Here is an 11,858-nt window from a genome sequence, read left to right on the forward strand (position 1 = left end):
TTATTTTACTGCTTCTCTTATAAAACCTTTAGATTCATTTAATCTTTCCACTGCTTCTTCTCTGTTACATCTTAATAAAACCATTATAATTGCTACTTTTACTTGATTATTAGCTTTTTCTAATGTTTCTTGAGCGATTTCATAACTACACCCCGTTATTTGCATCACATTATTTTTTGCTCTCTCCTGTAACTTTACATTAGTAATTTTTAAATCAACCATTAAATTTTCATAAACTTTTCCTATTCCTGTCATTGAAGCAGTACTAATCATATTTAAAATTAATTTTTGAGCTGTTCCCGCTTTCATTCTTGTAGACCCCGTTAAAACTTCAGGTCCTACTTCTACCTCTATTGCCACATCTGCTATCTCTCCAATTTTACTTCTTTTATTACACGCAATCGCTATTGTTTTACAACCTAACTTTTTTGCATATTCAATTCCACCTATTGCATAAGGTGTTCTTCCTGATGCTGCTATTCCACAAACTATATCATTTGATCTCAGCTCTATTCCATTTAACTCTTCTATAGCTAATTCTTTAGAATCTTCAGCCCCCTCTTGAGCTTCCACAAAAGCTTTTTCTCCTCCTGCTATCAATCCCATTACTTTTGTCTTATCTACTCCAAACGTTGGGGGACATTCCACCGCATCTAAAACCCCTAATCTTCCGCTTGTTCCAGCTCCCATATATATCAATCTTCCACCATTATTAAAAGCTTCTATTATTAATTTTACAGCCTTCTCAATCTCTGGAATAACCTCTTGAATACTTTCTGGAACTCTTTTATCCTCTTCATTTATAAGTGTTAAAATCTCTTTTATACTCATACTATCCATATTCATACTCTTTAAATTTCTTGTTTCCGTTGTTTTTCCTTCCAATATCTTTTCCATTTATTTTTCCACCCATCCCACTATTTTTTTACTTTTTTCTATATATTTTTTTACTTTTCTATAATCTTTTTGCATTAATCTTAAAAAAATACTATCTAATATTATCATTTGCGCCATTCTCGATGAAATAGCTGAACTTCTTAATATACTTTCTTTAGAAACAACCCCAATATTATAATCACTTAAAGAAGAAAGACTATTTTTCCCAATTGATGTTATTGATACAACACAAATTTTCATATCTTTAGCAATTTTTACAACATCTAAAACTTCTTGCGTTTCCCCTCTATGAGATATTGCTATAACTAAATCTTTTTCATTCATCGTTGAAAGCTTCATAAGTTGCATCTGTTTACTATCATAGTGAACAGTGTCTATTTTTATTTTCATTAATTTTAATTCTAAATCTCTAGCTACAATAGATGACATTCCCGCACCTATTATCAAAATACGACCACTTTCTCTAATTTTCTCTATAATAGTTTCGAAATTTTTATAATCAATTACTCCCACAGTACTATTTAAAGCTTCGATAGTTTCTGCTAATGTTTTTTTTGTAACCTCTTCTAAAGAATCTTCTAAGTCTATATCACTATGTATTTTATTTTTTGATGAACTTTTTTTATTTTCTAAATCCCTTTCTAATTGTAACTTAAATGCTATGTATCCTGAAAATCCTATTTTTTTTATAAATTTAATAATTGAAGATTGACTTACTCCTATTTTTTTAGCTAACTCTGTCGAAGTAATCTCTCCTATTACGTTTTTATTTTTAACAATATATGTAGCAATTATTTTTTCACTCTCAGATAAGTTGTTTTTCATACTTTTTATAATATTTTCAATCATAGTTCCTCCTTTACAGACATATATTACACTATATCAATTCCAAAATCAAGAATTTTTTATTTTATTTTTTTCGCTTGTATAAGAATATTTTATTCCTATAATTAAATAAAAAAAGTGGAGAAATATTTCTCCACAAACTTTATTTCACTTTTTTTATTGTATCTACAACAGTACCATCTCTATACTCAACAACTGCAACTATTTCATCTTCAAATTCAATTTCATTCTCTTGCCCAGTCATATTTCTAGCTATTTCTCTTAACTCCTCTATTGTCTTTATCGGAAGTTTAGAATCTTTAAATTTTTCTAACAAATCTTTTCTTAAAGGATTTATAGCAATTCCTCTTTCAGTTACAAGAATATCAACCGTTTCACCAGGTGTAGTTAATGTTGTAACTTTATCTTTTACAACAGATATTCTAGAGTTAACAAGCTGTGATACTATTATACATAATTTTGAACCTGCAGCTGTATCAGAGTGACCACCTGATCCTCCCATTATAACCCCGTTAGACCCTGTTGTTACATTTACATTAAAGTTTGTATCAATCTCTGTAGCTCCTAAAATAACAACATCTAACTTATTTACAACTGCTCCTTTATTGTTTGCATTAGCATACATTGATGCTGACATCGTTATGTGTGCTGGATTTTCCTTAGCTGATTTTATAGCATCTAAGTCAAAACATTGAACATCAAATAAAGCTTTAAACAATCCCTCTTTGTACATATCAACAATGTATCCTGTTATTCCTCCAGATGCAAAACTTCCGCAAATCTCTTTTTGCTTCATTATATTTTTTAACTGTGCTGCTACAGCTAAAGATATTCCTCCTGCACCAGTTTGAAAACTCATACCATTCTTTAAGTATCCAGATTCCTCAATAAATTTCGCTGTTAAATCTGCAACTTTTAATCCAATTGGATTTTTAGTTATTTGAGTTGTTCCTGACACAATTCCTTTCGGATCTCCTATTGCATCTACAACTAAAACATAATCTACTAAAGTTTGATTTATTTCAATTGTCGTGTTTGGATACTCAACTAGATTATCTGTTATAGCTACAACTATATTTGCTAACTCTGCATCTGTATGTGCATATCCTAATGCTCCACAAGCTGATTTTCCATCTACACCATTTATATTTCCATATTCATCACTTGTAGGAGCTGCCATGAATGCAACATCAATAGTTCTCTCTCCTGATTCAAATATTCTTGCTCTTCCACCATGTGTATGCATTATAGCAGGTCTTTCTAACTTCCCTTGAGATATAGCTTCGGCTACTGGTCCAGATATATATGCTGCATATATTTGAGTCACTACCTTATCTTCTATCATTTTTACTAACCCTTTATGACAAGGGAATATAGAACTTGCTGCTATTGTTATATTTTTATATCCTCTTTTTGCAATCTCTTCCATTACCATATTTAAAACAAAATCCCCATTTCTTAAATGGTGGTGAAACGAAACTACCATCCCATCCTTCAATGGTAATTTATCCATTAATTTGTTTAAATCTGTATGTAATTTTGAATCTTGAGCAGATATAGTTTTAAATTTAAAATCCTTTTTTATTACTCCATCTTTATTTGAAAGATACCCTTTATATTGTTTTACATTTCCATATCCTTCTATAAATTCAGGAATTTCTCTCCCTAAAATATTTTTCATTAGAACACCTCACCCTAAATTAATCTAATAATCCAATCATTTCAGCAATTTCTAAAGTTTGGATAGCTCTATTTATAATTGGAAGATCAACCATCTTTCCATCTAAAGAGAACACTCCTAATCCTTCTTTTTCCGCTTCTTCTTTTGCTGCCATAACTCTTAAAGCATGATTTATCTCCTGCTTTGTTGGAGAATATACTTCATGAATTGTATCTATTTGTCTTGGGTTTATAGCTAACTTTCCAGAGAATCCTAACATTTTAGCTTTTCTCGAATCTGCAGCTAATCCTTCGTAATCATTTGTATCAGTAAAAGGTGTATCTATTGCATCTACTTTTAATGCTTTACAAGCATTTACTACCTTTGTTCTAGCATAAAATAACTCTTCTGAATCTTTAGTTCTTTTTACTGCTAAATCTGCTGCTAAATCTTCTCCACCTAATAAAACAGCTTGAATTCTATTAGAAGACTTTATTGTTTCATAAACAGTTTCCACTCCGTAAGCTGTCTCTACTAAAGCATGAACTTTTATAGTTCCTACTTCAAAGCCTTCCTCTTTTTCAATTCTTTCTAACTCTTTTTCCAAAATTTCCATATCTTCTGGAGTAGCCTTTGGAAGTAGTATTGCATCTGGCTTTAATCTAGCCATTTTATCTATATCTGTCATTGCAAATGGAGATGATAATGGATTTATTCTTATTACAACTTCTGTTTCTCCATAATTCATCGTTCTCATAGCTTCTGTTACTAGTATTCTTGCTGCATCTTTTTCTGTTAAAGCAACTGCATCTTCTAAATCAAATATTACTGAGTCTGCTCCAAATGTATCTGCTGTTTGTAGCATCCCTGGGTTATTTCCAGGCATAAATAACATTGTTCTTCTTAATTTCACACTAACACCTCACCTTAAAAGGAATATTTAACAACCTCTTTTAACAGCTCCCTCAATTCTAGCTCTTATTGTATAATCTAAAGCTCCTTTATCTTGAGCCTTTACTAAAACTGAAGTAATTCCCATCTCTTTTAATTTCTCTTCAATAACCATTTTTATATGATTTCCAAACTGCTTTTCTACAACACTTTCTAATTCAATACTTATTCCATTTTCACTTGGAGTTAACATTACAAATATATCATTAGACTCTAATGTTCCACATTTAGCGGGTTTATTTATTGTCATTCTATTCACCTCTTAGAATTTTCTATAAAATTAAAGGAAAAGGTAGGAGACCCCCACCTTTTCCCAGAATTAAAAGTCTATTACTTTCTTCTGTTTACTAAAGCTTCTACTCTGCTCATTTCGTTAAATACAATCATGTATCCTTCGTCAACACCCATTCCTGGTTTTGCTAAAACTTGAAGAGCTCCACATGCCATAGCTATGTTAGTAGTAACCTCAGCTGATCTGTTAGTCTCGTTACAAGTTCCTCCACAGTAAGAACCAATTCCTACTTTATTACAATAAAGAATTGCATCTGCTATGTTATTTACTCCTCCTAAATCTGGAGTTTTTATTTGAACTACATGTCCAGCTTTAGCATCAGCAAAAGCTGCGATATCCTCATAAGTGTTACACCACTCATCAGCAACTAACTCGATTCCCATGTTTCTTCTATCTACTTCAGCTGTTAATGCTGCTAAAGCTTCAATTTGCTTATCTCTATCTTCTACGTCCATAGGACCTTCAATTCTTAATTTAAATGGTTTTGCTGCATCTACTAATGTTTGTAAATAGTCTGCCATTTTTGTTGTATCCCCATCAAATGCTGCTCCAATTGTTCCGTATACATCTATGTGTAAAATAGGAGTATAGTCTTCTGAATCTCTTAAGTGGATTATTCTATCTCTTAACCATCCAACGTATTCAAGTAATAACTCTCCATTTTTACCTAATTTTGTTTCTACATGATTTATTAAAGCATGTGGTAAAACATCAGCAGATTTTATAATCATTTTGTCTGCATTCTCGTATCTGTTATCTCCTGATTGAGTGAATATAGGTCTTTTTGAAATTTCTAAACCTGTATTATAGTCTTTTTGAATAACTTCAGCCATAGTTACTTTTCTAGCTTTTGCTACAGCATCTAATAAAGCTTGAGTAATTCCATATCTTATAGCAGTATGTAATCTTTTTCCATCTAATAACATTCCATCGAACTCTTCAGCTAATGATTTGAAGTTATCTAACTCTTTTCCAATTAACTTTGGAGCGATTTCTTTTTCAATTACTGGAATAAAATCTTTAGCTAGGAATAATGGGTCTCTTCCTCCCGCACCAGAATACTGTACTGCTGCACAATCTCCAAATGCTACTTGACCATCTTCTAATATTAATTGTACAGAGATTGCTTCTCCAGCTTGTCTAATTGAAGTAAATCCTTCTGTTACTGGCTCTCCTACATAAGCAAATCCATCATGTCCTGCTCCTTTTTTTATAGCTCTTTGGTCATCAAAGTAAAAACCTGTTTTTCCTGCTGAACATACTACATCAACTATTCTCATTTTAATTCCTCCTGATTTTTACGAGGGAGATCTCTCTCCCTAACTTTTATAATAAATCAAATTTTAAATAATATTTTTTTATTTTTATAGAAATTATTTTGTTGCTGGTCTTCCAATTAATGTTCCTTTTCCTACAGCAAATATATCATCTACTGTCATTTGGAAACTTATTTCTCTTCCTTCAAAATCTGCTCTTTCTTGTAATTTAGCAGTATGGAAAGCTTTTATATCCTCTGATAAAGGTAAGTTTCCTGCATTTAAATATCTAATCATTCCATTATTATCTCTTGCTGGTAACATTTTTCCTGCATTATACTTTGATGGTGCAAACGGAATATCTAAAACTCCCTGCTCGAATGCTTTAACAGTTCCTACTGCTAAATCTCCGTTTCCTAACTCAAGTACTTTATCGATAATTTGCTTAACTTCTCTTTTTATCATATCTTTTTCAAATTGAACTTCTTCAGAGTTTGGTAAATTTTGTCCTCTTAATAAGTTTAATACCATTTTTGTTGCTCTGATTCCCATTGCGTTAGCTTCTTTTGTTGGTACTCCGATAGCCTCGTGAGGTGTTTTTACGATAACTTTTGTTGCTCCCGCTAATGCTGCTGCTGATGCTCCATTTGAAATAACTCCAAAGGCTTTAGCCTCATCTTCAGGGAATCCTCCCATCCACTGGTGGAATACAGAAGTTAATTGCATATTTTCATAACCAAACTCTTTACAGTACTCTTCAGCTTGCTCCATCATAGATCTTACTGCAGCAACGTCTTGTACTAAGTTTCCACATTGTCCATATCCTAAAGTAATATTTTTAACTCCTTGCTCAGCAGCTAGTAAACACTCAATGATTTGAACAGCATTTGAAATTGATGGTGGAACTAATGTTCCTGTTAATGGTCCAAATGGTTCTCTATTGATAGAAACTCCTTGCTCTTCGTACCATCCAACTAATCTATCACAATATTGCCAATCTCTTATTGTTTGCTCTAAACTTACTGATTTTGCATAAGGAATGTTGTAAGATATTCCTCCACCCTCGTTTGATGTATATCCAGCAGCTAGCATTATCTCTGATAATAATCTAGCATCTGGAGTTCCGTGTCTTAATTGTAAAGGTAAGTTTACCGCTTCTACAACTTCTCTACAACCTTTAACTCCGTGGTTTACACCTGGGAATCCATTTAATAATGATCTTCCTGCTTTTTTAGATTCTTCAATTCCTTTTTCACAGTTCTCATATTTATTTTGTCTTGTGTAAGAATCTATTGTAGATGGTAATAAATCAGCTCCACCCTCTTTATCTAAGAAATTTAATAACTCAATATGTTGCTCAATTAAAGCAACTCCTGCTCTTGGTTGAGCTAAAGTTATATTTTTTGCTTTTGCATCTATTAATTTTTTAGCGAAGTTTTTGTGCTCAGGTAAAGCTTTATGATAAGCTACAGCTTCCTCTAAATTTACATCCGCCCCTGTTGGCCACTGCTTTAAAACCTCTTCTCTTACTTTAAAGAACTCTTCATCAGTCCATTTTTTAAATTTTAAATTCATTGATCAGATTCCTCCTCAAAACTTATACTTCAATCAGATATTTTTTCATTATTTTTATCGCTAAATCCGGCTCTTTTTGAGCTAATAATCCCATAGATGATAGAATATATGTTTTATCTACCATAAATTTTGGATTTTCTGGTTTTAAATATATCGGTTCTGCTGGATTAAATTTTCCTGCTTCTAAAATCCCTCTCGGATTCTCACTATGAACGATAACTCCCCCAGTTCCTATTATATAAGGTGCATTTAAAAGATCTTTACCACTTTGGTTAAACATTGTTCCCATAGGAGTGTATATACACTCTAAAACTCCACAATGTCTAGTCATCGATAACTCTGTTGCAACTTTGGCCATTGCTTCATCAAACAAAATTTCTTCTTTTGTTTGAGGAACCATTTTTATATGATCATGTCTGTAGTTACAGTGACCTTTTACATCCCATTTTTTGTCTACATCATTTAAATAATTTCTTATTTTTCTAGTTCCAGCTGCTTCCAATAAAGAGATTGCTGAATATCTCATTCCTAAATCTCCTTCAACAGTTCTTTTTGCAACAGGATCTTCTAATCCTTTTAACAGAACTCCAGGTTTAGACGGATCACCTTTTCCAATCGAATGAATATCAGTAGTTGCACCACCAATATCAACTATTATCAAATCTCCTATTCCATCCTCTTCATCTGTTCCTTCAGATAGCACTTCTGCCGCTTTTAATACCGCTGCTGGAGTTGGCATTAATATTCCGCTGATAAAACTTTCAGCCTTCTTCATTCCTTTTGCTTCTATTATCTTATTCATGAATACTTTTCTTATTTCTTCACGAGCTGGTTCAACGTTAAGTTTATTTATTTTTGGCATAACGTTGTCAGCCATATAATAATCTAATCCTGCCTCAGAAAAAATTCTTTCTATTTCGTCTGATGCTGCTTTATTTCCTGCTACAATAATTGGCTTTCTTATATCATGCTCAACTACCAATCTAGCATTATGTATTATACACTCTTTGTTTCCACCGTCTGTTCCACCAGCTAAAAGAATTATATCTATTGGAGAGTTTTTAATCTCTTCCATCTCACGAGAGTTTAATTCGTATGAGTATGTTTTCATAACTCTTGCCCCTGCTCCTAAAGCTGCTTTTTTCGCTGCTTCAGCTGTCAGTTCTGGAACTAATCCGATTGCAACCATTTTCAATCCACCAGCTGCTGATGAACATGCTATTTTGTCCACAAATTCAACTTGTGATATTGGAATTTCTTTCTCAATTTCTTTTACAAGTTTCTCATAAGCTTTATCAAAACCAATCATTATATCATCTTCTACAGTTGTTATATCTTTAGCAGTTGCTAGAATTCTTTCTCCTACTAAATCTATCGCTGTTAACTTTGTATATGTACTACCAAAGTCAATAGTTAGATAACATTTCATAGAAATCATCTCTTTTCTTTAAGTTTATTAGATTTAGATAATTAAATTCCTAAATCTGATTTTAAATCTTCTGTTGTTAGTTCAATTGGAGTTCCTGGTCTATAAACTCTATTGAATCCCATAGCTTTAAATCTAGATTCTACATCTGACCAATCTTGTTTTCCAACAACAATGTTTCCTCCAACATAAAGTAAGATATCTTTTAATCCAGCTTCTTCACACTTTTCTCTCATCCCTTGACAATCTAATTCCCCATGTCCATATAAAGATGATACGATTATTGCATCAGCCTTTGTTTCTACTGCAGCATTAATGAAATCAATTTGTGGAGATAAAACTCCTATATTGATTACTTCAAATCCGTTGCTCTCTAATACGTGGTGTATAATTTTATTTCCTACTGCATGACAGTCAGAACCAATTACACCAATTACTACTTTCTTTCCATTTTTCATTGAAAATAACACCTCACTATTTTTTTTCCTATAAAAAACAAACTTTTATAATATATTTTATACACTACGTTTTAAAAAAACACAATAGAAATAATAAATTTATATCATTGATTTTTCAACTATTTATAAAATATATTATAACTATTCGCTTCTTATCTATATATTTTATTTTTTTCCTACATTAATATATCTATCTATATAGAATCGTATGATTTCATTGATTTTTTTTTATATTTATGCTATACTCTAATTGGATAATTTATACTAGAGCTGACAAGAGTGGGGAAATCCCACTCTTTCTTTATAGTTTTTATTTGGAAAGAGGTGAATTTTTATGATAAAACTTGATAAAAGAGAGATGGAAGAAACTCTTTTAAAAATAGAAAAAGTTGTTATTCCAGCTATCGAAAAAAGAGAAGTTGATTTAGTTGACTTGGAATATATTCAAGAAGGTGGATATTTATACGTACGTATTTTTATAGAAAAACCTGAAGGTGACATTACTCTTGAAGATTGCGGTGCTCTTAGCAACGATATTGATGAAGCTATTGATGCTTTAATTCCTCATAAGTTCTTTTTAGAGGTTTCTTCTCCAGGAGTTGAAAGACCTTTAAAGAAAGAATCTGACTTTGTTAGATTTAACGGTGAGAAAATTAAAGTTAGTTTAAAGCATAAGCTTAATGATAACAAGAATTTTGAAGGTATTATTGAAGATTTTAAAGATGAAACACTTTTCTTAAATATAAAAGGTGAAACTCTTGAAATACCTTTTAAAGAGATTAAAAAAGCAAATATTGTCTTTGATTTTAGTGATATTTAATTATTTATTTAGTTATAGTTAGGAGGAAAACCCATTATGAAAAGTAAAGATGGAAAAATCTTTTTAGAAGCTCTTGAGCAGCTTGAGAAAGAAAAAGGAATAAACAAAGAGAGTCTTCTTGAAGCAGTAGAGCAAGCTATGTTAGCTGCTTATAAGAAGCACTATGGTGAGGAAGAAAACGTTGAGGTAGAAATTAATAGATCAACAGGTGAGGTAAAAGTTTTTGAAATAAAAACTGTTGTTACTGCTGAAGATTTATATGATGCTGCTCTTGAAGTTTCAGTTGAGGACGCTGTTGAAGCTGGCCACAAAAGAGTTAAGGTCGGAGACGTTATCAAACTTGAGGTTAATTGTGAAGAGTTTAGAAGAAATGCAATACAAAATGGTAAACAAATTGTTATTCAAAAAGTTAGAGAAGCTGAGAGACAAAATATTTTTGATAAATTCAAAGTTAAAGAACATGATATTATCACAGGTATTATCAGAAGAATTGACGAAAAAAGAAATATCTTCATTGAATTTGATGGATGCGAAGCTATCTTAACAACTGCTGAGCAATCTCCAGCAGATGTTTACAGAGTTGGAGAAAGAATAAAAGTTTATGTTGCTGAAGTTGAAAAAACAAATAAATTCCCTAAAATAGTAATTTCTAGAAAAAACGAAGGATTACTTAAGAAATTATTTGAATTAGAGATTCCAGAAATTGCAGATGGTATTATCGAAATTAAATCAGTTGCTAGAGAAGCTGGATCTAGAGCTAAAGTTGCTGTTTACTCAGCTGATGAAAACATCGATACTGTTGGAGCATGTATTGGTCAAAAGGGATTAAGAATTAGAAATATTGTTAATGAATTAAATGGTGAAAAAATTGATATCGTTGTTTGGAAAGAAGATGTTGAAGAGTTTGTATCAGCTGTTCTTAGTCCAGCTAAAGTTATCAGTGTTGAGGTTCTTGAAGAGGGAAGTACAGCTAGAGTTTTAGTTGAAAATTCTCAACTTTCTTTAGCTATTGGTAAAAATGGACAAAACGCAAGACTTGCTGCTAAATTAACTGGTATGAGAGTAGATATTAAAACTGTTGATTCTTTCAAAGCAGAAACAGAAAATAATACTGTTGATTTAGATGAGGAAGAAAATGCTTAATCATACACCTGAAAGAACTTGTGTAGTTTGTAGAGAAAAGAAGAATAAAAGCGAACTTTTTAGGATCGCAAAAATTAGTGAAAGCAACTATTCATTTGATGAAAAGCAAAAACTTCAAGCTAGAGCAATCTATGTTTGTAAAACTCATGAATGTATTAAAAGAATTTCAAAAAACAAAAAATATAGCCTAAAAATAGAAGATTTACTTACTATGGTAAATCTTCTTAAGAAACAATCTAAAGATTACTTAAATATTTTAAAGGCAATGAAAAACTCTGAACATCTAACTTTCGGTATCAATATGGTTATGGAAGATATTCAACATATCCATTTCCTAATAATCGCTGAGGATATTAGTGAAAAAAATGATAAAAAAATAATTGCAAAAGCTAAGGAATTTAATATTCCTTATGCTCACTTTGGGGATAAAGCACAACTTGGTGATATATTTAATAAAGATGAAATCAACGTGATTGCTATAAAAAATAAAAAAGTTGCAAGGGGATTGATAGATTAGGCTATTTGGAGGTGTCT

General features: G+C 31.6%; 12 protein-coding genes. 3 read left to right on the top strand and 9 right to left on the bottom strand.

Going from position 1 to position 11,858, the window contains the following annotated elements:
* The 9 genes from murQ to glmS all read right to left on the bottom strand — a co-directional run bounded on the left by murQ (position 1) and on the right by glmS (position 9,361).
* The gene (gene murQ, locus HMPREF0202_RS05785; RefSeq protein ID WP_023050112.1) at positions 1 to 897 is read right to left on the bottom strand and encodes an N-acetylmuramic acid 6-phosphate etherase; all 897 of its coding nucleotides are present in this window, start codon (positions 895 to 897) and stop codon (positions 1 to 3) included.
* Positions 898 to 1,746: a MurR/RpiR family transcriptional regulator gene (locus HMPREF0202_RS05790; protein ID WP_023050113.1), complete on the bottom strand. Its 849-nt coding sequence runs from the start codon at positions 1,744 to 1,746 to the stop codon at positions 898 to 900. It lies immediately after the preceding gene.
* A 139-nt stretch (positions 1,747 to 1,885) separates the two neighbouring features.
* A complete protein-coding gene (gene citF, locus HMPREF0202_RS05795; protein ID WP_023050114.1) occupies positions 1,886 to 3,424 on the bottom strand; it encodes a citrate lyase subunit alpha in 1,539 nt (512 codons plus the stop codon).
* Positions 3,425 to 3,443: 19 nt separating this feature from the next.
* Positions 3,444 to 4,316, bottom strand: coding sequence for an HpcH/HpaI aldolase/citrate lyase family protein (locus HMPREF0202_RS05800; protein ID WP_040406552.1), 873 nt, complete (start codon positions 4,314 to 4,316; stop codon positions 3,444 to 3,446).
* Positions 4,317 to 4,343: 27 nt separating this feature from the next.
* Complete coding sequence (gene citD, locus HMPREF0202_RS05805; protein ID WP_023050116.1) at positions 4,344 to 4,604, bottom strand: citrate lyase acyl carrier protein; 261 nt, start codon at positions 4,602 to 4,604, stop codon at positions 4,344 to 4,346.
* A gap of 80 nt (positions 4,605 to 4,684) precedes the next feature.
* A complete protein-coding gene (locus HMPREF0202_RS05810; protein ID WP_023050117.1) occupies positions 4,685 to 5,926 on the bottom strand; it encodes a methylaspartate ammonia-lyase in 1,242 nt (413 codons plus the stop codon).
* Between the two features lie 93 nt (positions 5,927 to 6,019).
* Positions 6,020 to 7,477, bottom strand: coding sequence for a methylaspartate mutase subunit E (locus HMPREF0202_RS05815; protein ID WP_023050118.1), 1,458 nt, complete (start codon positions 7,475 to 7,477; stop codon positions 6,020 to 6,022).
* 22 nt (positions 7,478 to 7,499) lie between these two features.
* A complete protein-coding gene (gene glmL, locus HMPREF0202_RS05820; protein ID WP_040406554.1) occupies positions 7,500 to 8,906 on the bottom strand; it encodes a methylaspartate mutase accessory protein GlmL in 1,407 nt (468 codons plus the stop codon).
* A 41-nt stretch (positions 8,907 to 8,947) separates the two neighbouring features.
* Positions 8,948 to 9,361 carry a methylaspartate mutase subunit S gene (glmS, locus tag HMPREF0202_RS05825; RefSeq protein ID WP_023050120.1) on the bottom strand — a complete coding sequence of 138 codons (414 nt, stop codon included), beginning with the start codon at positions 9,359 to 9,361 and terminating at the stop codon, positions 8,948 to 8,950.
* 358 nt (positions 9,362 to 9,719) lie between these two features.
* On the opposite strand from glmS, the gene HMPREF0202_RS05830 reads away from it, so the two are divergent.
* The 3 genes from HMPREF0202_RS05830 to HMPREF0202_RS05840 are packed head-to-tail and all read left to right on the top strand — an operon-like array spanning position 9,720 to position 11,841.
* Complete coding sequence (locus HMPREF0202_RS05830; RefSeq protein WP_040406585.1) at positions 9,720 to 10,181, top strand: ribosome maturation factor RimP; 462 nt, start codon at positions 9,720 to 9,722, stop codon at positions 10,179 to 10,181.
* Between the two features lie 36 nt (positions 10,182 to 10,217).
* Entirely contained in the window at positions 10,218 to 11,324 is a 1,107-nt protein-coding gene (nusA, locus tag HMPREF0202_RS05835; protein ID WP_023050122.1) for a transcription termination factor NusA, read from the top strand.
* Entirely contained in the window at positions 11,317 to 11,841 is a 525-nt protein-coding gene (locus HMPREF0202_RS05840; RefSeq protein ID WP_040406557.1) for a DUF448 domain-containing protein, read from the top strand. The genes nusA and HMPREF0202_RS05840 overlap by 8 nt, the downstream gene beginning before the upstream one ends.
* Positions 11,842 to 11,858 lie beyond the last annotated feature (17 nt).

Source organism: Cetobacterium somerae ATCC BAA-474 (assembly GCF_000479045.1).
GTDB lineage: Bacteria > Fusobacteriota > Fusobacteriia > Fusobacteriales > Fusobacteriaceae > Cetobacterium_A > Cetobacterium_A somerae.